Genomic DNA, 20,073 nt, shown 5'->3' with positions numbered 1-20,073 from the left:
GCGCCTCACACGAGGCGCACTTTTTTATGGAAGGAAAAATAATGCTCAGGCCTGCCTTCGTGGGCGCTATCCTCATCTGCCTCCCGCTCGCTGCTTGTGCGCAAAGCCATCAGGACGAGGCAGAGACCCCTATGTTCAGCGCGGTCCACAACAGCTCGGCGAACGTTGCCACCGAGAACACCACGGAAAAGGCCGAAAGCCCCGAGCCGACGAGCAACGAGGCACCTTCCCCTACCCAGAGTGAGGAAGGCCCGGAGTCCTGCGAGGATATCGACGCCGACGAGGCCTATCAATCAGGCATTGGCAGCATCGCGCCGTGGAATGACTTTGGCTGGCAACTATCCTCCTCCTCAGGGTTCGACCCTTGCGCGGATTTGAGCTGGCAAATTATCACCATCGAGGGTGCCACGGCCTCCTCGCCGCACCACATCATGCTCTTCCACAAAGGCGAATACCTTGGCACCGCCACCTTCGAACCTTATGGTTTCTTCCCCACCGTCGAGCGAGTGAATGACGCTGAGATCGCCGTGACCTACCACTGGGCCCGCGAGGGCGAAACCACCGCCGGGTGCACCGGCGAAACGCATGCCGGATTCCGTTGGGACGAAGACCAGCAGAAAACAGTCATGAGCGGCGACGTCCCACCGAATTAAACCCCTTATTGTGAGGGTAAATACGGCTATAGTGTGACACGGCTTCCTGTGGAAGCTGCTGTCATCCGCCCCCGTTTTAAGGAGTTTCCTGCGTGACCAATAGCCACCCTTGGCCCCCGCCAAGCAACGAGGGCCCGGAACGTCCTGCACGCTCGGGAAGCATTGTGATCATCGCCGTCGTCGTACTCCTTGCGATCATTGCTGGTGTCACGTGGCTGTTAATGTCGCGCTCCTCTTCTGAAACCACAGAGCAGGAGGCCCTCTTTACGCAGGTGGCCCCGAGCACCAGCACAACAAATTCTGAGGCCACCACAACAAGCAGTGAACCCCTCACTACGAGCGTTAAGACGAGCACTGCGAAACCCGTGACGTCTAAAGCCACGCCTCAGGACAGGTGCGGTACAGCAGCCGAAAAGACCAGGAACGATATTCCACGCCCGATGACGCTGTTTTGCAATGACGACTGGCTCTACCTCGCCACAGAAAATAGCTCCTCTTTTTATCTCTATTCCTGGGGCGGTGGAAAATGGGTTCCCTATAAGAACGACGACCTCGTTGACTCAACGACGATCAAGTGCTGGGATTCCAACCGCCTCAGCGCCGACAATGTCCCGAAGCAAATCACGGATGACATCCCCCTCTGCGAGCAGAGCACTGAGGACAGCGCTGAGAGCACACAAGCGCAAGAGACCTGCGATGGCCGCTATATCCTCATCGTGGACTCCCTCCTCGTCCCTTATGGCGAGTCCCCGCAATCCGAAATCAACCGCGTTGAGGCCCATTACGCCGGGGTCAAGATCATACCGGGAACAGCATGCAGCTCGCTGCGTTCGGAGCACGAAGGCAAGCAGGTCTATGCGGCCTACTACGACGCCGGCCACAGCGTGGATGAGGTCTGTAAGCTCAAGGCGCGATACGGTGGCAACGCCCGTTCGCTCAATAACAATGCAGATTTCAGCGATCCCTGCTAACCCCTCGAAAGGACTTTTCGCCTCGTGGCACACTACAACCTCTATAACTCCCTCAACCTTGACCCTTCCGCTGATTCCGCGACCCTGACCTCGGATATCGAGCGCCGCCTCTCCGCGACTGACCCGTCCAACGCCGCGCTTTACGACGAGCTCTCCACCGCCCACAGCATCTTCTCCCGCCAGGACCGCCGCGAGCAGTATGACCGAGCACTCGCGGATCCCTTCGGCCCCGAGGTGGACGTCGCCCGCATCCGTGAGATCGCCACGTCTGGCTCGGGCGTGCAGCTCATGCCCCAGCCGTCGACCGCCCAGGCTTCCGGTTCCTCCAACTTCAACGTTGATCTGAGCAACTTCTCCTTCGCCGTGGAGCCCTCCCGCCAGCGCGCCCAGTCGATTCAGTGGTGCATCGTGTGGGGCCTGCTGGCCTTCATGTGGATCATCTCCACCATTCGCGGCCTCGGCGCCCTCGCGGAGGTCGGCAACGCCAGCGGCGTCGAACTCCTCTACGGCGCTGATGACTACGTCGACGAGGCCAGCTCCGCCGGCGCCTTCTTCTTCATGGTCGCCGGCGGCACCCCGGTCTACCTGATGATCGCGGAGTTCATCTGGTCCCTGCGCAAGACCTTGGGCCGCAAGCAGGCCGAGAAGAACGCCACGGCCTAAACTCGCGGATTAACGCAGGCGCTGGCCCACAAATCCTGCTGCCAACGTGTTGCCGCTGGACTGATCGATGAGCAGGAAGTTGCCCACCGCGCCGCGGGCGGCATAATCCTCCACGGGAAGCTCCGCCTGTGTCTGGACGGTGATGAACGCAATGTCATTGAGGGCTGCTGATTCCGGTGCCTCAACATCCGCCACGCCATCGAGGTCGAGGATGCGCTCCACCGATGCCACGCGCGCCTTGACCAGCGCGGCACCATAGCGCAGTTTCACCATCTGTCCCGCGCGCAGCTCCTTGTCCGTGAGGACCACCGCGGTGGCGGCGAATTCGCGCACCTCCTCCGGGCGCTGTGAACCAGCGACGAGGTCGCCGCGGGCCAAGTCGATGTCATCGGCCAGCCTAAGTACCACGGAATCCCCGGCGCGCGCCGCCTCATCCGAGCCAAGCGGGCCGTCGGTGGTATCAATCGCGGTGACCGTCGAGGTCCGCCCGCCCGGCAGCGTCACCTCATCCCCCACCGCCACGTGCCCGGCCTTCACGCGGCCGGCATAGCCGCGGTAGTCGGAGGCGTGCTCGCGGATGACGTACTGGATGGGGAAACGCATGTCCAGATCGTCGGCGCGGCCGGTGGCCACGGGGACGGTCTCGAGCGTTTCGAGGACCGTCGGGCCCTCGTACCACGGCATGTTCGTGGAGCGTTCCACCACGTTATCGCCCTTCAGCGCGGAAATCGGGATAGCGACCGAATCCGTAATGCCCAAGCGCGCGGCGACCTCGTTGAACTCCGCCTCAATCGCGCGGAAGGTGGCCTCGTCGTAGTCCACCAGGTCGATCTTGTTCACGCCCAGGATCACGTGGCGCACGCCCAGGAGTGCAGCAACGTTGAGGTGGCGGCGGGTTTGTTCGACGACGCCATTACGGGCGTCGACAAGCAGCACCACCACCTGGGAGGTGGACATGCCGGTGACCGTGTTGCGCGTGTACTGCACGTGGCCCGGGGTATCGGCGAGGATGAAGGTGCGCTTATCGGTGGCAAAGTAGCGGTAGGCCACGTCGATGGTGATGCCTTGCTCGCGTTCGGCGCGGAGGCCGTCGACAAGCAGTGAGAGGTCCATGCCGTCGAAGCCGCGGTCGGCAGAGGAACGCTCCATGGACTCCACCTGGTCCGCCAGCACGGACTTGGTGTCGTAGAGCAGGCGGCCCACGAAGGTGGACTTGCCGTCATCGACGGAACCGGCGGTGCACAGGCGCAGGGTATCGCGCTGTTTGAGCGCGCCGACATTCGGTGCGAGGGTAGTCGTCATCAGAAGTAGCCTTCCTTCTTGCGGTCCTCCATGGCGGACTCGGACAGTTTGTCATCGGCGCGGGTGGCGCCGCGCTCGGACAGGGTGGAAATGGAGATTTCCGCGAGCACCTCATCGGGGGAGGCGGCGGTGGATTCCACAGCACCGGTGCAGGACATATCGCCCACGGTGCGGTAGCGCACGGTGCGGGTCTCCAACGGTTCATCCTCGCGCGGGCCGCCCCACTCGCCCGGGGTCAGCCACATGCCGTTGCGGTTAAACACCTCGCGCTGGTGCGAGTAGTAGATGGAGGGAAGCTGCAGATTGCGCGCGCCGATGTACTCCCAAATATCGGATTCGGTCCAGTTGGAGATGGGGAAGACGCGGACGTTTTCGCCGGCCATCTTGCCACCGTTGTAGAGGTCCCACAGCTCCGGGCGCTGGCGGCGCGGGTCCCAGCCGCCGAAGGAATCGCGGATGGAGAAGATGCGCTCCTTGGCGCGGGCGCGCTCCTCGTCGCGGCGCGCGCCACCCAGGACGGCGTCGTAACCGCGCTCCGCGATGGTCTCCACCAGCGGCACGGACTGCAGCGGGTTGCGGGTGCCATCGGGGCGCTCCTGGAGGTCGCCGCGGTCGATCCAATCCTGGACGTGAGCGACGTGCAGGCGCGCGCCGGTCTCGGCGACGAGCTGATCGCGGAAGTCGATGACCTCCGGGAAGTTGTGCCCGGTATCGACGTGGATGAGCTCGAAGGGCACTGTGGCCGGCGCAAAGGCGCGGCGGGCGAGCTCGAAGACGACGACGGAGTCCTTGCCGCCGGAAAAGAGCAGGCCTACCTTGTCGAATTGCCCGGCGACTTCGCGCAGGATGTGAAGGGATTCGTTCTCTAAGTCTTTAAGGTGTGGTGAAAGAGTCATTAGTCGTGCAACCCGCATTCTGTCTTGCCGTCAGCGAAAACGCGCCCGGAGCGCGCATCCTCGCCCTCGCCTACCGGGAAGGTCAACGGCGCGCAGCCGATAGAGCGGTACCCCTGGAGGGTGAGGGGGTGGATGATGAGGTCGTGTTCCTTGATATAAGCGTCAGTGTCATCGAGGTCCCAGGTAATAATCGGGGAAATCTTCAGCCGGCCCGTGCGGTCCAGGCTCAGCGCCGGGGCACTCGCGCGGTGCTCGGAATCGGCGCGGCGCAGGCCGGTGACCCACCCGACGTAGGGGTCCATGGCCATGTTGAGCGGCTCCACCTTGCGCATACGGTTATAGGCCGCAACGTCGCGCGCGTACAGGCGCGGGCCATAAATCTTGTCCTGCTCCTCAGGACTCAGCAGCGGGAGCACGGTCACCAGCGGCAGGTCCGCATAGCGCTTGGCGACGTCCCCCGCCACCCCCAACGTCTCCTCAAAGTGCCAGCCGGTGTCGATGAAGAGGAGGTCGGCGTCTAAGTGGGCGCGGTGCGCGAGCTCGGCCAGCACGGTGTTTTCCATGGACATCGTGACGGCGAGGCGGCCGGGTGCGTGCTCGGCGGCCCATTCGGTGATGGTCTCGGCGGAGGCGTCGTAAAGCTTGTCGGCCCACTTGTCGACGAGTTCCTGGTTGCGCTGGGCCACGGCAGGTTCCAGCGGCGCGGTGTCGCGGGTGCCTTCGGGGCTAATGCTGGGGTCACGGTAGTAGCCGCGGTCCAGCAGGTTTATCGGTTCGGTCATGACACCTCACATTAAAGGGAGGCGGGCCTGTGCGCAGCCCCACAGTGGGCCGCGGGGGCTGTGAGCTTGGGTACTAGGGAGAATAAAAATTAGCCAGAATGAACCGAGCGGACTAGATTTACAGACTAGACAGTCTATTTCTACCGAACTGAAGGGGTTCTCATGCAGCGTGTTGCCATCGTCGGGGACAGCCCCGCCGCGCTCTCCACCGCCGAACGGCTCATCAGGGCCGGGCTGTGCGTAGACCTCTACTGCGAGCGCCCCGCGCCCTTCGGTTTGCTGCGCCGCTTCGCCGGGCTCTCCGGCGCGGAATCCGTTGCTGAGCCGTGCCCGAAGGGGACCACGCCGCGCCTGCGGCTCATCGGCAACGTGCGCGTGGGCTATGGCCCGGACGCGGACATCAACCACTCGGACCTCAACCAGCTCTCCGCTTCCGGGGACCACCACCTCGTTCTTTTGGAACTCATGGCCCGCGGCGTGGCCATCACCACGTGGGAGGGCCTGTGCCAGCCCACCGACGACGTCGAGGACTGGGCCGCCGTCACGGCTCGCGCCCAGCGCGCCCCGGTCTGCTTCTAGCGCGCGAGCTAAACGCGCGAGCTCAACGCTCGCGCAGGGAAATGGGGAAGCCTGCTGCCAGTCCTTGCACCACCGCACTCGCTAGACGCACTCGCGTCTAGCGGGATAGACTTGCGCGGTCATTGACCTTTGGCCTTTCCAGGCCGCTCACATGAAACGTTGGTCTATGGAACTCCTACGTATCCTCATATCCCGCTCGAAGCCGTATACCGGCTACGTCATCGCGGTGCTGCTTCTCCAAGCACTGTCCACCGCAGCAACGCTTTACCTCCCTTCGCTCAACGCGAAGATCATCGACAAGGGCGTTGCCCAAGTAGACATCGACTACATCTGGCACACCGGCGGCATCATGCTCATCGTGGCCTTCATCCAGGTCAGCGCCGCCATCGCCGCTATCTGGTTCGGCTCCCGCACCGCCATGGGCCTCGGCCGCGACCTGCGCTCCGAAGTCTTCCGCCGCGTCACCCGCTACTCCGCCGAAGACATGAGCAACTTCGGCACCGCCACCCTCATTACCCGCGGCACCAACGATGTCCAGCAGGTCCAGATGGTTTACATGATGATGCTCAACTTCATGGTTGCCGCACCCATTATGTCCATCGGCGGCATCATCATGGCCATCCGCGAAGACGCCGGAATGTCCTGGCTCGTCGCGGTGTCCGTCATCGTACTGCTGGCCGCCATCTCCGTCATCATCGTCCGCCTCATGCCGCTCTTCCGCTCGTGGCAGGAAAAGCTCGACGTCATGAACGGCACGCTGCGCGAGCAAATCGCCGGCATTCGCGTCGTCCGCGCCTTTACCCGCGAGGAGCACGAGGCCGAGCGTTTCCGTACCGCCAACCGTGACATCACCAACCTCTCCCTGAAGGTCGGCCAGCTGTTCATCCTCATGTTCCCCATCATCACCGTCATCCTGAACGTAGCCACGGGCGCGGTCCTGTGGTTCGGCGGCCACCGCGTCGACGATGGCCTCGTGGAAATCGGCTCACTGACCGCCTTTTTGCAGTACCTGCTGCAGATCCTCGCGGCGGTCATGATGGGCACCTTCATGGCCATGATGCTGCCCCGCGCCGTCATTTGCGCGCGCCGCATCACCGACGTCCTCGAGCACGATCCCTCCATCGTCGAGCCCGCTAACCCGCTCACCCCGGAGCGCTCCGAGGGTGTGGTCGAGTTCGACAACGTCACGTTCCAGTACGCCGGCGCCGAAGCGCCCGTGCTTCACGACGTCTCCTTCACCGCCACCCCCGGCACCACCACCGCTCTCATCGGCGCGACCGGTTCCGGCAAAACCACCGCACTCTCCCTGATCCCGCGCCTCTACCTCCCGACGAAGGGGCGCGTGCTTCTCGACGGCACCAATATCGCCGATATGGCACGAGGGGACGTCGTCAAGCGTGTGGGCCTCGTGCCTCAGAAGCCGTACCTGTTTAGCGGTTCCGTGGCCTCCAACCTGCGCCTCGGCGCCCCGGACGCCACCGACGAGGAGCTGTGGGAAGCGCTGCGCGTGGCCCAGGCAAACTTCGTCGAGGACCTCGACATGCACATCTCCCAGGGCGGCACCAACGTTTCCGGCGGCCAGCGCCAGCGCCTGTCCATCGCACGCATGCTGGTGGCGCGGCCGCTGGTGTACCTCTTTGATGATTCCTTCTCCGCGCTCGACGTGCTCACGGATGCCGCGGTACGCGACGCCATGCGGGAATACACCGCGAAGGCGACGACCATCATCGTGGCGCAGCGCGTGAGCTCGATCGTGGATGCGGATCAGATTCTGGTCATGGACGCCGGGCGCGTCGTGGCCCGCGGCACGCACGAGGAGCTGTTGGAAAGCTCGACGACGTACCGCGAAATTGTGGAATCCCAGGAGGTGGCATAAATGACTGAGCAAGATAACGCGACGTTAGAAGCCGAGATCGAGGAGAAGACCGGCGAGAACGCGCCGCGCAAGGCCAAGAACTTCTGGCCCTCCGCCAAGCGTCTTTTTGGCCTGCTCGCGCCGTTCAAGGCGCAGCTTGTCGCGATTGCCGCGATGAACCTCGTGTGCGTGTTCCTCGCCGTGGCCGCGCCCAAGGTTATGGGCAAGGCCACCGACGTCATCTTCTCCGGCGTCATTTCCCGCCACCTGCCCGCCGGTATGACCAAGGAGCAGGCCATCGCCGCTCTGCGCGCGGGCGGGCAGGATAAGTTCGCGGACATGGCCTCCGCCATGGACTTGAACCCTGGCTTCGGCATTGATTTTTCCAAGCTGGGCACGGTCATCGGCATCGTGATTGCGATGTACGTGGTGTCCTCGCTCTTCCAGTGGTGGCAGGGCTACCTTCTTAACTCGCTGGTGATGAAGGTTGTCTTCGATCTGCGCGAGCGCATCGAGGCGAAGATCAACCGGCTGCCGCTGAACTACTTCGATACGCAGTCGCGCGGCGACCTTCTGTCGCGCACCACCAACGATGCCGACAACGTCCAAACGGCCCTGCAGCAGGCCATTTCGCAGCTGTTTTATAACCTGCTCATGGTCATCGGAATCACGGTCATGATGTTCACCGTGTCCTGGCAGCTGGCCCTCGTTGCGCTGCTGGCGCTGCCGCTAACCGCGGTGGTCATCGGGGTCGTCGGCTCGCGCGCGCAAAAGCAGTTCAAGGCGCAGTGGAAGGCCACCGGTGACCTCAACGGGCAGGTCGAGGAAGCCTTCTCCGGCCATGACCTGGCCACGGTTTTCGGGCGCATCGATTCTATGACGGAGGATTTTGATAAACGCAACGAGGAGCTGTTCCGCTCCGCGTCGCTGGCGCAGTTCCTGGCCGGAATGATGATGCCGATCATGCAGTTCATCTCTTATCTGTCCTACGTGGTCATCGCGGTGCTGGGCGCGCTCAAGGTGGCTTCCGGCTCGCTGACGTTGGGTGGCGCGCAGGCCTTCATCCAGTACTCCCGCGAGTTCAACCAGCCCCTGGGCCAGCTGGGCGGCATGATGCAGCAGGTGCAGTCGGGCGTAGCCTCGGCCGAGCGTGTCTTCGAGTTCCTCGACGCCGAGGAAGAGCCCGCTGAGGAGCCCACCTCCCAGCTAGGTGGGCGTGCCAAGGGGCTCGTGGAGTTCACGGACGTCGACTTCTCTTATGCCCCCGACAAGCCGCTCATCCAGGACCTCAGCCTGCGCGTGGAGCCGGGCCAGACCGCGGCCATCGTGGGCCCCACGGGTGCCGGCAAGACCACGCTGGTCAACCTCATCATGCGCTTCTACGACATCGATTCCGGCACCATCCGCCTCGACGGCGTCGACACCGCTACGATGTCGCGCCACGAGCTGCGCTCCCAGGTGGGCATGGTGCTGCAGGACGCCGTCGTCTTCGAGGGCACCATCATGGACAACATCCGCTACGGCCGCCTCGACGCGACCGATGAGGAAGTCATTGCCGCCGCCAAGGCCACCTACGTGGACCGCTTCGTCCACGCGCTGCCTGAGGGCTATGACACCGTCATCGATCAGGACAATGGCGCGATTTCCTCCGGCGAGCGCCAGCTCATCACCATCGCGCGCGCCTTCCTGGCGCAGCCGGCGCTCCTCATCCTCGACGAAGCGACCTCCTCCGTGGATACCCGCACCGAGGTGCTTGTTCAGGACGCCATGAACGCGCTGCGCGCGGATCGCACCTCCTTCATCATCGCGCACCGCCTGTCCACGATTCGTGACGCCGACATCATCATCGTCATGGAGGAAGGTCGCATCGTGGAGCAGGGCACCCACGCCGAGCTTCTCGACGCCCACGGCGCCTACTGGCGCCTCCACCAGTCCCAGTTCCGCGAGGACTAGTCGACGGTCACGGACATCCTCGGGGCCGAGAACGTGTCACCCGTGAGGTTCGCCAACTCGAGGGTGACGTCGCTTAAGGAAAGGTGCTCCATGAGGGCGTCGGGAAGCTCGGCGTCCGGAGCAGGGGGAATTCCGAGCTGATCGAGGACGGCGTTGATATCGCCGCTGGTGAGATCCGCCGTGACGGGCACGGTGCGCGCGCCCTCGACGGTAGGCGTGGCGGTCAGCGAGGTCGCCACGATGCGCGCGGGCTCCACGGTGGTTACTGAACCACCGGTGGTGAGCAGGCCATCGCCGGATTTTCCGGGCAAGGTGATGGCCAGGTTGTGCACGGCAAGGCGATCACCAGTCAGCTCGATAACGCGCACCTCGCCGTCGCGGGTGGGCATCGTGCCCAGCGTGGCTTTCACGTTTCCCGTTAGCGTGACCTCGTCCGCCTTCACGGTGGAAAAGTAGGGCTGCGCCGGGGCGACCTGCGCGCTCACGCCCGTCGCACTCGCCGCAGCGACCATGGCGGCCACGAACAACACGCTCCGTGAGCGCGAAGGACGGTGCTTAAACATCGGTGGGCTCCCACGCCAGGGTGAGCGCGCCGCCAATGATGCCGAGCAGCGTGCCGATAAGGAAGCCTCCCAAGTTAGAGGTAGGCAGCGCAATCACGGCCACGATGATGCCGAGCACTCCCAGATACGTCGAGGTGGCCGGGCGAAACCACGCTCCTAAGCCGAACATGACCAACAGCGCCCCGATGAGCAGCGTGGACACGCCCGACACCGTGGAAATCATGACCAGCAGGTCCGAGATATGCACGGTGAAATACGCAGGCGTGGCGATGACGATTCCCGAAAGTATGAGCAGCAAACCCGGGATGAACGGCCGCCCACCGCGCCACGCCTTAAACCGATCAGCAGCCATTTCCGCGGCCCCGTTCCACGGATACGCCCACGTTTTGTGCTGACAGCGTCTTGGCGCCGATGGAGGTGGCGCGGACGTCGTCGGCAGTCAGCGAAACCTTCTTTGCATACAGGCCCCACGTTCCGGGATCCGCGGTGGTGGACAGCTGGCGCGCATCGATGCCCACGTTCGCATCCTCCATGACCAACGAACCCTCGATGTCCGACGCACCAACCAACAAGTCGGTGGCCTCCACGCTGTTATCGCCCTTCGCCTTCAGCGCCAGCGTGGCCTCCCCCACCGCCGGCAGGTCCGTCGTGACGTAGAGGCAAAGATCCGAGGCCACCGCGTGCTCCATCTTCAACCGGGCCGTCGGCACGTCCTCCTCGCCCTTCTTGTCACTATCCACGAAGAGCGAGAAAGCCTCGCCCTCCAAGTGCCGCATGTTGACGTTGAAGAACGTTCCCGATAGCGCCAGGTTCGCCGTCAGACCGCCTTGCGCCACTGCAAACCCCGTCACGCCGAAAGCCGCAAATCCTGCGATAAGCCCCACCGCCGCCTTCGGCGCACTGATTCTTCCCATACACGTCAGCTTATTTCTCGGCCTCCGAAAACACTAGCTGAATCCTGACTCACTGATTTCGGGGCCGAGGATTTAAGGTAAGAGGCACACACAGCAGCAATTAAAGGAGCGCGCATGTTCGGCTGGGTTGCCATCGCCGCATCGGTCCCGGTGTGGCTGTACTTTTTCTACCGCCTCACGGCGCTGTTTCGGTTCATCCGCTCCGGCGGCCCCACGCAGCTAAACCGTACCGACCGCCCCCTGGCGCGCCTCGGCCGCGTGCTTATCGAAGTCTTCGGCCATACCCACTTCAAGGGCCGGCCGCTGGTCAACGCCGCGCACTGGCTCGTGATGGTGGGCTTCCTCTTCGGCGCCATCGTCTGGTTCGAGGCCTATATCCAAACCTTCGCGCCCGATAAAGGCTGGCCGTGGCTCAGCGACTGGCCGGTCTACCACTTCATCGAAGAGGTCCTCGCCATCGGAACCGTGCTGGGCATCTGCTTCCTCATCGGCGTGCGCCTCAAGCTCGGCCACACCGAGCGCGGCAGCCGTTTCTATAATTCGCAGGTCTTCCCCGCACGCCTGGTGGAGGCCATCGTGCTCCTCGAGGGCCTGGGCATGCTCGCCGTCAAGGCCTCCGCCATCGCCACCTATGGCGGCGGCTCCCCGTGGGCTGATTTCTTGACTATGCGTGTGGCGGGGATTATGCAGGCGTCGCCAAGCATGGTGCAGTTCTTTGCCCTGGTGAAGCTGCTGACGGGCCTGGTGTTCATCGCATGCATCGCGCGCTATTTCCAGTGGGGCGTGATGTGGCACCGTTTCATGGCCTTCTTTAACATCTTCTTCCAGCGCAACGCGGACGGTGAGAAGGCGCTGGGGGCTGTGCCCACGCCGGACCTGGAGGACCTCGAACCGGGGAGCTGGAAGATGCTTCTCGACGCCTCCTCCTGCACCGAATGCGGCCGCTGCCAGGACCTGTGCCCCGCGTGGAACACTGAGAAGCCGCTGAGCCCGAAGAAGCTCATGATGGACCTGCGCCAGGGCGCGCTGGATAACTACAACCCGCATGAGGGGCTCAACGTGCTGGCGATGGCGGGCACGATTGATGATGACGTCCTGTGGGCCTGCACCAACTGCGGTGCGTGCGTGGACCAGTGCCCGGTGGATATCGAGCACATCGACCACGTGGCGGACCTGCGCCGGTTTAAGGTGCTGGCGGAGTCCGACTTCCCGTCGGAGCTGACCGGACTGTTTAAGAACATGGAGACGAAGGGCAATCCGTGGGGTCGCAACGCCTCGGAGCGCCGCGCGTGGATCGATGAGGCGCGTGCCGATGGCATCGAGGTGCCGATTATTGGTGAGGACGCGGAAGACTTTTCGGACCTGGAGTATCTGTTCTGGGTCGGTTGCGCGGGTACTTACGACGACAAGGGCCGCGCCACGACGCGCGCCGTGGTGGACATGCTGCACACGGCGGGCGTGAAGTTCGGTGTGTTGGCTACGGGCGAAACCTGTACCGGTGACCCGGCGCGCCGTGCCGGAAATGAGTTCCTGTTCCAGGTGATGGCGGAGCAGAACGTCGCCACGCTTAACGACGCCTTCGCCGGCGTCCCCAAAGGCCAGCGCAAAATCATCACGACGTGTCCGCACTGCTTCAACACGATTCGCAACGAGTACCCGGATTTCGACGGCCACTTCGACGTGCTGCACCACACGCAGCTGCTTAACCGTTTGGTGCGGGAGAAGCTCCTGGTCCCGGTGCCGCGCTCCCCGGAGGACCGCAAGCCGGTGACCTACCACGACCCGTGCTTCCTGGGCCGCCACAACAAGGTCTTCGACCCGCCGCGTGAGCTCGTGGAGGCGACCGGTGCGTCGCTGGCGGAGATGGACCACAACCGCGACGAGGCCTTCTGCTGCGGCGCCGGTGGCGCGCGCATGTTCATGGAGGAAAAGCTAGGCAAGCGCATCAACGAGTTCCGCTCGGAGCAGGCCGTGGCAACGGGCGCGGAACAGATCGCGACGGGCTGCCCGTTCTGCAACGTCATGCTCACGGGCGGCGTGAAATCCATCGCGCCGGAAACTCAGGTCAGCGATGTGGCGCTCATGCTGCGCAGCGCCATCGCCCCCTCCGGCGACCTCCCCGCCCCGCGCGAGAAGGCCTTCCTCGACACGCCTCGCCGCCTGCCGGTCTCCAACGCGCCTTCCCCGAAAGGACCCGCGGCGCAATCTGCCCCGACAAGCTCTCCGCAGGCCCCTACGCCGCAGAATGCCTCCGCACCAAGCGCTCCCTCTGCGCCGCAAGCACCTGCAACGCCGTCTGCGCCCAGCACGCCGCAGGCACCTGCAGCGCCGACGCCTCCGGCTGCCCCCAGCGCTCCTGCAGCACCCACTGCGCCCCAAGCTCCGTCCGCGCCAACCGTGCCTACTGCTCCAACGGTTCCTTCCTCCCCTGGCGCTCCGATTGCACCGGCGGCTCCGGCTGCCCCCAGCGCACCCGCCGCGCCGTCCGCACCAAGCGCCCCGCAAGCACCCGCAGCGCCTAGTGCCCCGGCTACTCCTTCGGCACCGACGCCTCCAACTGCGCCCAGCACTCCTGCGGCGCCGTCCGCACCGACACCACCGGCGGCCCCAACGGCTCCATCCGCTCCGACACCACCGGCTACCCCAACCGCTCCTTCCGCCCCAGGTGCACCGGCGGCCCCCAGCGCACCTAAGGCACCCGCAGCGCCTAGTGCCCCGGCTGCTCCTTCGGCACCGAAACCTCCAACTGCACCCAGCGCACCTCAGGCACCATCTGTGCCAGACGCGCCAGCGGCACCCAGTGCCCCGGGGGCGCCGAAGGCTCCGGGGGCGTCGGCAAGCAAGGGCGACTAGTGCGACGTCGGCCACACCACCAACGCACGGGGTAGGCGTGCCTGATACCCCACAGGTACGCTCTACCCCATGCAAACTGACGTAACCTACGTCCTCGCCTCGGGCGAGACCAACTACACCAACTCGCTGGTGTCCTTCGCATGGATTATGGCGGTGGCGCTGTTGGCGCCGTTGGTGTCTCATGCCCTGGGCAAGAAGATGCCGGCCGTGGCGCTGTTGATTTTCTTCGGCATGCTCATCGGCCCATCGATGTTGGGCCTGGCCCATGAAGACCCCGGCATCGGGATGCTCAAGGAGCTTGGCGTTGGCGCGCTGTTCCTGCTTGCGGGTTTTGAAATTGACCTCGCCAGCCTGAAGTCGAAGGAAGCCGCGACGGGGCTGTCCACGTGGCTCATCTGCATGGTGGTGTGTGGCGTCGGCGCGTACTTCCTCATGGATGACATCCCGGGTGCCATCGTCATGGCAATTGCTTTGACGTCGACGGCACTGGGCACCATCACGCCGATGCTCAAGCAGGACAAGCTGCTTGGCACGCGGGTGGGCGATTCCGTGGTCATCCACGGCGCCATCGGTGAGGTTGCGCCGATTACCGCGATGGCGCTCCTTTTGGGAACGCGCTCCACGTGGACCACAATGTTGATTCTTCTGGCCTTCATCGCAATCGCGGTCGCCGTGGCCATCATGCCCTTTGCCATTACGACGCTCATGCCGTGGTTCAAGGACGCATTCATCTCTGGGGCGGGCTCCACCAACCAAACCATCATGCGCCTCATCATTTTGATTCTGGCCATCCTCATGGCGGTCACCGCCGTTTTTGAGCTCGATATCGTGCTGGGCGCCTTCGCTGCGGGCATCATCTTGAACCGCATCGTGCCCGATGAGTTTCATAAGGGCTTGGAGAATCGCCTCGACGTGGTGTTTTATTCCATGCTCATCCCGGTCTTCTTCGTGGTCTCCGGCATGGCGATTGACTGGAAGGTCATCGTGGACGAGCCCCTCAAGGTCCTCGGCATCCCGCTTCTTATCCTGGTGACCCGCGGCCTGCCAGTGTTCCTGCGCGAAAATATCCACCACACGGGCTCCGACGTCGAAACCACCCGCGAGCGCCTCCAAGTGGCGCTCTATGCGGCAACCGGCCTGCCCATCATCGTGGCGGTGATGACGCTTGCGGTGGGTTCGGGCATCGTCGATACAGAAATGGCCTCGATCTTCATCGCCGGCGGTGCCCTCACCGTCGCAATCTTCCCGTTCCTCTCCGGCCTCGTGCGCGAAAAGGAGCAAGCTAAATAGGCTGTTAGGATGGCTATTGTGACTAATCCTTTCAGCATGCGGCTTTCCGACGCCGAACGGACCAACGCCGTCAACGACCTCGCCCAGGCCTTGGGTGAAGGCCGTCTATCGATGGACGAGTTTGAACAGCGCACCGACGCGATAATGGAGGCGACGACTCGCCGCGAGCTGGCGGCCGTCTTCATGGATATCCCCACCAAGGCCAGCACGGAGCTCAAGATTTACTCCCAAGGTGAGATGGAGCGCGCCTACCAGGCTACGAAGAAGCCTCGACTGGCCACGGCCATGGTGGGCACGCTGGGGTTGTTGTTCGGCTCGATTGCATCTTTCGGTGCCATGTCCGGCGTCACCGCCGCGCTGACCGGAACGGGATTGCTCTTCCTCATCCCTGCGCTGTGGATCATGCTGTACGTGGCCAAGGTGGGCCCGGAATCCTGGCATCGCCCGTCGCCGCGCCAGATCGAGCGCCAGCGCATGCGCGAGCTCAAGGCCGCGGGCGCGGAGGAACGCGCGCAGATGCGGGCGTTGGAGCAGGCGCAATGGGCGGAGAGGCGTCGTCAAGCAAGCGAAATCACCGGCGATGCGATGAATCTGGCCAAACGCAAGCTGGAGCAGTGGAACCAGAAGTAACATATCCGGCATGACACACAACCGGATTTTTGATCAATCCACCAAACTACAAGGCGTTGCCTACGATATTCGCGGCGAGGTTTCCACGGAGGCCGAGCGCATGGAGCTCGACGGGCACAGCATTTTGAAGCTCAACACCGGCAACCCGGCAGTGTTTGGTTTCGATGCGCCGGACGTCATCATGCGCGACATGATTGCGGCGCTGCCGACCTCCCAGGGCTACTCCACATCGAAGGGAATTATCCCGGCGCGTCGCGCGATTGTGACGCGCTATGAGCTGGAGGATTTCCCCAGCTTCGACGTCAATGACGTGTACCTGGGCAACGGCGTCTCCGAACTGATTTCGATGGTCACGCAGGCGCTGCTTGACGACGGCGATGAGGTTCTCATCCCCGCCCCTGACTACCCCCTGTGGACGGCGGCGACGTCGCTGGCGGGTGGCACGCCCGTGCACTATTTGTGCGATGAAGAGGATGATTGGAATCCGTCCATTGAGGATATTCGCGCAAAAGTAACGGAGAAGACCAAGGCAATTGTGGTCATTAATCCGAATAACCCGACGGGTGCTGTGTACTCGCGTGAAACGCTGCAGAGAATCGTTGAGGTAGCACGCGAATACAATCTGCTGATTCTGGCGGATGAGATTTATGACCGCATTCTTTATGACGGTGCGAAGCACATTTCGATTGCCTCCCTGGCGCCGGACTTGCTGACGATCACGTTTAATGGCCTGTCGAAGGCCTACCGCGTGGCCGGCTACCGCGCGGGCTGGATGGTGCTGACGGGCCCGAAGTCCCATGCCCGCGGTTTCATTGAGGGCCTGGATTTGCTGGCGGGCACGCGCCTGTGCCCGAATGTACCGGCGCAGCACGCGATTCAGGTCGCACTTGGTGGGCGGCAGTCGATTTATGAGCTCACCGGTGAGGGCGGGCGCTTGCTCAAGCAGCGCAACATTGCCTACGAGAAGCTCAACGAGATTCCGGGCGTGTCCGTGACGAAGCCGATGGGCGCGCTGTATTGCTTCCCGCGCCTCGACCCGGAGGTGTATGAGATTCACGATGACGCGAAGCTCATGCTCGACATCCTGCGCGCAGAGAAGATCCTCATGGTGCAGGGCACCGGCTTCAACTGGCCTACGCCGGATCACTTCCGCGTGGTCACGCTGCCGTGGGCTTCGCAGCTGGAGAACGCGATCGAGCGGCTCGGCAACTTCCTGGTGAGCTACCGCCAGTAGCCCTGCACGCTACTGACGGCCAGGCTTCCCACGATCGGGCAGGCGTAAAGGGGCGCGCTCAGCGCAAAAGCGTGCGAGGCCCCTTGCCTCGAGCACTAGCGGTCGGGCGGAGCGGGGCTTCCCGGCTCGGAAGGTGTGGATGCCGGCGGCGCGGCGGGTGTGCGGGCGCTTGGCTCAGTACAGCTTTGGCTTGCGGTGCCGTCACGATGCTCCCGGATGCGCTGAGCGCGCGGCGCGCGATGCGGGTGGGCCGGTTCACGCGGATCGCGGGGCCCAGCCGGTACCCATTTTATCTTGCCGTTTTCGCGCACAATGCGGCCGCGACCCGGGAGGCCATTGATGGCGTTGTGGTATTTGCACAGCGGAGTGAGGTTCTCGGGGTTCGTTTCGCCGCCGTGTCTCCATTCTGTGATGTGGTGTATCTGGGAATAATCGGCGCCGCACAGGCAGCGATCCCAGGCGCAGGTGGGTTGCTCACCGCAGGCCATGATGCGCTGCTTCTCCGAGGCGACGCGCTGGGTGCGGTGGAGTTCCACGGGGCCTTTGACGCGGTCAACAATCATGACGAGGCCTTCTTCGGCGAGCTCGCGCTCGATGAGCTCTTTGCCCGTGATCTTGGCGCCGTTGGATAGCTGAATCACGATATCCCCGAGGTCTGGGGCTGCGTTGTCCCGAGACTCGTCGGCGCAGGGCTGGTCCGAAGTAGAAATTGGGGGTATTGGAGCCGCGGAATCGGGGCGCGGAGTGGAGGGATCACCGAGGCGACCCAGGATTGTGGCGTACTCGGGAAGCTCCATAACGGCGAGGGTCTGGGCAACGGGGCGGGCAAGGCGGCCCTCGCGAAACGCAGCCGTGAATGAGCCGACTGGATCGTCCTCATCGATGTTGGGGCGCAGGTCCTCGATGAGCGCCGCCGGGGCCGTGAGCGTGAGCTTGGATAGCTCCTTTCCCCGGCGAATTGTCACGCCCGGCTTCGGCGCGGGCGGCGGGCTGAGCTCGCGAATGCGCTTGCGCGCATAGCGGGCCACGGCCTTCTCATCGCCAGCGATTCTGCACAGCTCAATGCGCAGATCCCACGCCTGGCGCTGCTTCTTCAGCCTTCCCGCGAAGCGTTCAATGAGAAGCAACGTGGGAAGGTCGTGCCCATTGGCACGGGCGGCCGCAACGGCACGCGCCTGTTTACGGGTGAAGGAGGTGGAGGCAAAGTAGACGTCGAAAAGCGCCAGCAGAGAGCGTGCCGCAGACTCCGGACCCCATGCCCGCAGCTGCTCAAAGCTGAGCCCCGCAACGCCGGCGACGAGCTCGATGCCCGCCGCCTGGCTGCGAAGATGCGCTTCCACAAGGTTCATGCCAGCAACGCTAAACGCCCCACCCGCACCGCACAACGGCGCCGCCGCCAGCCTGTGGATAACTTGTTGATCGCGTCATCATTAGTTTTCTTTTTAATGAAACTCATTCACAATGATAGGCATGACTAACCTGAATCCGTGGCGTACTGGGCTCATCAGTTTTCTTAGCCTCTCCGCCCTGATAACGCTTGCGGGTTTGTTTCTACTACGCCCCACCACCCCGCCATCCGAGCACACCAGCGCCGATTTCTTCGCTACCTATGCGCTCAATCAGCCACAGGTGACCGGAACCGTCGACCGCATCGATCATCATCTTTGCAGCGATCCCCATGCCGGCCGGGCTTTCGACGAAGCCCCGCTGATTCCCGCCGCGAGCGAGGACACCGGCTGCACCCGCGCACTGATAGATCTGACCTCCGGCGAGGACACGGGGCGCAAAACCCAACTCATCTTCCACGGCTTGGCCAGTGACCCGACCCTAAACCAGGGCGATGAGATAGTGCTTTCCTATTCCGCGGATGGCACCTATGCCTTCGCTGATTTTCAGCGCAGTGGAAACCTTGCGTTATGGGCTATTATCGCGGCCCTTGTTATCGTCGGCTTCGCCGCCTGGCATGGGCTGCGAGCACTGCTGGGCCTAGGTATCAGTTTGGCCATCGTCTTCTTCTACCTCATCCCCTCCCTCATCGAGGGCCATTCGGCGCTGCCGCTGGCGCTCGTTACCTGCGCGGCCATCCTTTTCCTCGCCGTTCCTCTCGTGCACGGCGTGAACTGGAAATCAGCCTCCGCCTTAGGAGGAGCATTGGTGGCGCTGGGGTTGTCGGGGGCGTTGGGGTGGGCGTCGATAAGCAGCACGGCACTGACGGGTTCCAGCTCGGAGGATAATCTCAAGCTGCTGCTCTACATGCCCGGGGTGCCCGTTGTGGGCGTGCTGCTGTGCGGGTTCATTGTGGGCGCGCTGGGCAGCCTCAACGACATCGCGGTGGCGCAGGCCTCCACCGTGCGCGAGCTGCACGCAGCCGATCCGGCCGCGCGGCCCGGCACGCTCTTTACCTCAGCGATGAAAGTGGGCCGCGACCATATCGCCTCCATGGTGTACACCATCGTGCTGACCTATACCGGCGCGGCCCTTCCCCTGCTGATGCTCATCACGGCGGCGCAGCGCCCAGCCCTGCAGATCCTCTCCAGTGACCTCGTCGCCACGGAGGTTCTGCGCTCCCTGCTGGGCGCGATGGCCTTGACACTTGCGGTACCGCTGACCACCGCGATTGCGGCGTTTACTGTGCCGGAAGGACGCGACCAAGCGCCTCGACGGTCCAGCCGGCCTCGCGCCAAGCATCGACGCTGAGCACGTTGCGCCCATCGATGATGTGGCGGCGGGCCACGAGCTCGCCGGCCTCAGCCGGGTCGAGGTCGCGGAATTCCTGCCACTCAGTAGCGAGGATGACCAGCTCGGTGTCCTTGAGTGCCTCGCTTGCCGACGCCACGTAATTCAACGTCGGGAACACCTTCTTAGCGTTCTCCCTCAGCCTCGTAGCAAAACACAACAGGCGCTGTGAGGTTTCCTCTCACAACACCTCTAGTGT

18 protein-coding genes and 1 pseudogene are annotated in these 20,073 nt (G+C 63.6%); 11 read left to right on the top strand and 8 right to left on the bottom strand.

Going from position 1 to position 20,073, the window contains the following annotated elements:
* The first annotated feature begins 41 nt into the window (after positions 1–41).
* The 3 genes from HMPREF2698_RS04220 (at position 42) to HMPREF2698_RS04210 (ending at position 2,287) form a co-directional block, all read left to right on the top strand.
* Positions 42–653 (top strand): LppP/LprE family lipoprotein, encoded by a 612-nt coding sequence (locus HMPREF2698_RS04220; protein ID WP_070562340.1) that lies wholly within the window; start codon positions 42–44, stop codon positions 651–653.
* Positions 654–745: 92 nt separating this feature from the next.
* The gene (locus HMPREF2698_RS13190; RefSeq protein WP_141748923.1) at positions 746–1,624 is read left to right on the top strand and encodes a flagellar basal body-associated FliL family protein; all 879 of its coding nucleotides are present in this window, start codon (positions 746–748) and stop codon (positions 1,622–1,624) included.
* A gap of 24 nt (positions 1,625–1,648) precedes the next feature.
* Positions 1,649–2,287 (top strand): hypothetical protein, encoded by a 639-nt coding sequence (locus HMPREF2698_RS04210; RefSeq protein WP_070562334.1) that lies wholly within the window; start codon positions 1,649–1,651, stop codon positions 2,285–2,287.
* 9 nt (positions 2,288–2,296) lie between these two features.
* Here HMPREF2698_RS04210 and HMPREF2698_RS04205 read toward each other — a convergent pair whose 3' ends face one another.
* Genes HMPREF2698_RS04205 through HMPREF2698_RS04195 form a run of 3 tightly spaced genes read right to left on the bottom strand, consistent with a single transcriptional unit; the run spans position 2,297 to position 5,267 of the window.
* Positions 2,297–3,589 (bottom strand): sulfate adenylyltransferase subunit 1, encoded by a 1,293-nt coding sequence (locus tag HMPREF2698_RS04205; protein ID WP_070562331.1) that lies wholly within the window; start codon positions 3,587–3,589, stop codon positions 2,297–2,299.
* Positions 3,589–4,485, bottom strand: coding sequence for a sulfate adenylyltransferase subunit CysD (cysD, locus tag HMPREF2698_RS04200; protein WP_010188641.1), 897 nt, complete (start codon positions 4,483–4,485; stop codon positions 3,589–3,591). The genes HMPREF2698_RS04205 and cysD overlap by 1 nt, the downstream gene beginning before the upstream one ends.
* The gene (locus HMPREF2698_RS04195; protein WP_070562328.1) at positions 4,485–5,267 is read right to left on the bottom strand and encodes a phosphoadenylyl-sulfate reductase; all 783 of its coding nucleotides are present in this window, start codon (positions 5,265–5,267) and stop codon (positions 4,485–4,487) included. The genes cysD and HMPREF2698_RS04195 overlap by 1 nt, the downstream gene beginning before the upstream one ends.
* 162 nt (positions 5,268–5,429) lie before the next feature.
* Here HMPREF2698_RS04195 and HMPREF2698_RS04190 point away from each other — a divergent pair, with 162 nt between their 5' ends.
* The 3 genes from HMPREF2698_RS04190 (at position 5,430) to HMPREF2698_RS04180 (ending at position 9,654) form a co-directional block, all read left to right on the top strand.
* The gene (locus HMPREF2698_RS04190; protein WP_070523689.1) at positions 5,430–5,846 is read left to right on the top strand and encodes a methylenetetrahydrofolate--tRNA-(uracil-5-)-methyltransferase; all 417 of its coding nucleotides are present in this window, start codon (positions 5,430–5,432) and stop codon (positions 5,844–5,846) included.
* A gap of 166 nt (positions 5,847–6,012) precedes the next feature.
* The gene (locus tag HMPREF2698_RS04185) at positions 6,013–7,722 is read left to right on the top strand and encodes an ABC transporter ATP-binding protein (RefSeq protein WP_070562324.1); all 1,710 of its coding nucleotides are present in this window, start codon (positions 6,013–6,015) and stop codon (positions 7,720–7,722) included.
* Positions 7,723–9,654 (top strand): ABC transporter ATP-binding protein, encoded by a 1,932-nt coding sequence (locus HMPREF2698_RS04180; protein WP_070562321.1) that lies wholly within the window; start codon positions 7,723–7,725, stop codon positions 9,652–9,654.
* Here HMPREF2698_RS04180 and HMPREF2698_RS04175 read toward each other — a convergent pair.
* From HMPREF2698_RS04175 to HMPREF2698_RS04165, 3 genes are read right to left on the bottom strand one after another with little or no spacing between them, the layout of a single operon-like run.
* Positions 9,651–10,217 carry a hypothetical protein gene (locus HMPREF2698_RS04175; RefSeq protein ID WP_070562318.1) on the bottom strand — a complete coding sequence of 189 codons (567 nt, stop codon included), beginning with the start codon at positions 10,215–10,217 and terminating at the stop codon, positions 9,651–9,653. The two genes, HMPREF2698_RS04180 and HMPREF2698_RS04175, sit on opposite strands and share 4 nt — an antisense overlap.
* Positions 10,210–10,569: a DUF6114 domain-containing protein gene (locus tag HMPREF2698_RS04170; protein ID WP_070531987.1), complete on the bottom strand. Its 360-nt coding sequence runs from the start codon at positions 10,567–10,569 to the stop codon at positions 10,210–10,212. The genes HMPREF2698_RS04175 and HMPREF2698_RS04170 overlap by 8 nt, the downstream gene beginning before the upstream one ends.
* Positions 10,559–11,131 carry a DUF6230 family protein gene (locus tag HMPREF2698_RS04165; RefSeq protein ID WP_070523701.1) on the bottom strand — a complete coding sequence of 191 codons (573 nt, stop codon included), beginning with the start codon at positions 11,129–11,131 and terminating at the stop codon, positions 10,559–10,561. Before HMPREF2698_RS04165 ends, HMPREF2698_RS04170 begins: the two co-directional genes overlap by 11 nt.
* Before the next feature lie 114 nt (positions 11,132–11,245).
* Here HMPREF2698_RS04165 and HMPREF2698_RS04160 point away from each other — a divergent pair, with 114 nt between their 5' ends.
* The 4 genes from HMPREF2698_RS04160 to HMPREF2698_RS04145 all read left to right on the top strand — a co-directional run bounded on the left by HMPREF2698_RS04160 (position 11,246) and on the right by HMPREF2698_RS04145 (position 17,138).
* Positions 11,246–13,984 carry a (Fe-S)-binding protein gene (locus tag HMPREF2698_RS04160; protein WP_070562315.1) on the top strand — a complete coding sequence of 913 codons (2,739 nt, stop codon included), beginning with the start codon at positions 11,246–11,248 and terminating at the stop codon, positions 13,982–13,984.
* 69 nt (positions 13,985–14,053) lie between these two features.
* Entirely contained in the window at positions 14,054–15,274 is a 1,221-nt protein-coding gene (locus HMPREF2698_RS04155; protein WP_070523707.1) for a cation:proton antiporter, read from the top strand.
* 9 nt (positions 15,275–15,283) lie between these two features.
* Complete coding sequence (locus HMPREF2698_RS04150; RefSeq protein WP_227485910.1) at positions 15,284–15,904, top strand: DUF1707 SHOCT-like domain-containing protein; 621 nt, start codon at positions 15,284–15,286, stop codon at positions 15,902–15,904.
* A gap of 10 nt (positions 15,905–15,914) precedes the next feature.
* Complete coding sequence (locus HMPREF2698_RS04145) at positions 15,915–17,138, top strand: pyridoxal phosphate-dependent aminotransferase (protein WP_070562312.1); 1,224 nt, start codon at positions 15,915–15,917, stop codon at positions 17,136–17,138.
* Positions 17,139–17,233: 95 nt separating this feature from the next.
* Here HMPREF2698_RS04145 and HMPREF2698_RS04140 read toward each other — a convergent pair whose 3' ends face one another.
* A complete protein-coding gene (locus HMPREF2698_RS04140) occupies positions 17,234–18,487 on the bottom strand; it encodes an HNH endonuclease signature motif containing protein (RefSeq protein WP_070562309.1) in 1,254 nt (417 codons plus the stop codon).
* A gap of 121 nt (positions 18,488–18,608) precedes the next feature.
* On the opposite strand from HMPREF2698_RS04140, the gene HMPREF2698_RS04135 reads away from it, so the two are divergent.
* On the top strand, positions 18,609–19,835 hold the full coding sequence (locus HMPREF2698_RS04135; protein ID WP_070562306.1) for a YibE/F family protein: 1,227 nt from the start codon (positions 18,609–18,611) through the stop codon (positions 19,833–19,835).
* Here HMPREF2698_RS04135 and HMPREF2698_RS04130 read toward each other — a convergent pair.
* Positions 19,765–20,010: pseudogene (locus tag HMPREF2698_RS04130) on the bottom strand (UDP binding domain-containing protein); the annotation flags it as partial. The gene HMPREF2698_RS04135 and the pseudogene HMPREF2698_RS04130 sit on opposite strands and share 71 nt — an antisense overlap.
* Positions 20,011–20,073 lie beyond the last annotated feature (63 nt).

Origin of the sequence: Corynebacterium sp. HMSC072A02 (assembly GCF_001810085.1) — a bacterium.
In the GTDB taxonomy this organism is placed as follows: domain Bacteria; phylum Actinomycetota; class Actinomycetes; order Mycobacteriales; family Mycobacteriaceae; genus Corynebacterium; species Corynebacterium hesseae.
This window is presented reverse-complemented; position numbering and strand designations above follow the sequence as displayed.

Bases quoted from the DNA above. Each gene is read 5' to 3' on its own strand.
- HMPREF2698_RS04220 (WP_070562340.1), top strand. From the start codon at position 42: ATGCTCAGGCCTGCCTTCGTGGGCGCTATCCTCATCTGCCTCCCGCTC.
- HMPREF2698_RS04205 (WP_070562331.1), bottom strand. From the start codon at position 3,589: ATGACGACTACCCTCGCACCGAATGTCGGCGCGCTCAAACAGCGCGAT.
- cysD (WP_010188641.1), bottom strand. From the start codon at position 4,485: ATGACTCTTTCACCACACCTTAAAGACTTAGAGAACGAATCCCTTCAC.
- HMPREF2698_RS04195 (WP_070562328.1), bottom strand. From the start codon at position 5,267: ATGACCGAACCGATAAACCTGCTGGACCGCGGCTACTACCGTGACCCC.
- HMPREF2698_RS04190 (WP_070523689.1), top strand. From the start codon at position 5,430: ATGCAGCGTGTTGCCATCGTCGGGGACAGCCCCGCCGCGCTCTCCACC.
- HMPREF2698_RS04185 (WP_070562324.1), top strand. From the start codon at position 6,013: ATGGAACTCCTACGTATCCTCATATCCCGCTCGAAGCCGTATACCGGC.
- HMPREF2698_RS04180 (WP_070562321.1), top strand. From the start codon at position 7,723: ATGACTGAGCAAGATAACGCGACGTTAGAAGCCGAGATCGAGGAGAAG.
- HMPREF2698_RS04175 (WP_070562318.1), bottom strand. From the start codon at position 10,217: ATGTTTAAGCACCGTCCTTCGCGCTCACGGAGCGTGTTGTTCGTGGCC.
- HMPREF2698_RS04170 (WP_070531987.1), bottom strand. From the start codon at position 10,569: ATGGCTGCTGATCGGTTTAAGGCGTGGCGCGGTGGGCGGCCGTTCATC.
- HMPREF2698_RS04165 (WP_070523701.1), bottom strand. From the start codon at position 11,131: ATGGGAAGAATCAGTGCGCCGAAGGCGGCGGTGGGGCTTATCGCAGGA.
- HMPREF2698_RS04160 (WP_070562315.1), top strand. From the start codon at position 11,246: ATGTTCGGCTGGGTTGCCATCGCCGCATCGGTCCCGGTGTGGCTGTAC.
- HMPREF2698_RS04155 (WP_070523707.1), top strand. From the start codon at position 14,054: ATGCAAACTGACGTAACCTACGTCCTCGCCTCGGGCGAGACCAACTAC.
- HMPREF2698_RS04150 (WP_227485910.1), top strand. From the start codon at position 15,284: ATGGCTATTGTGACTAATCCTTTCAGCATGCGGCTTTCCGACGCCGAA.
- HMPREF2698_RS04145 (WP_070562312.1), top strand. From the start codon at position 15,915: ATGACACACAACCGGATTTTTGATCAATCCACCAAACTACAAGGCGTT.
- HMPREF2698_RS04140 (WP_070562309.1), bottom strand. From the start codon at position 18,487: ATGAACCTTGTGGAAGCGCATCTTCGCAGCCAGGCGGCGGGCATCGAG.
- HMPREF2698_RS04135 (WP_070562306.1), top strand. From the start codon at position 18,609: ATGACTAACCTGAATCCGTGGCGTACTGGGCTCATCAGTTTTCTTAGC.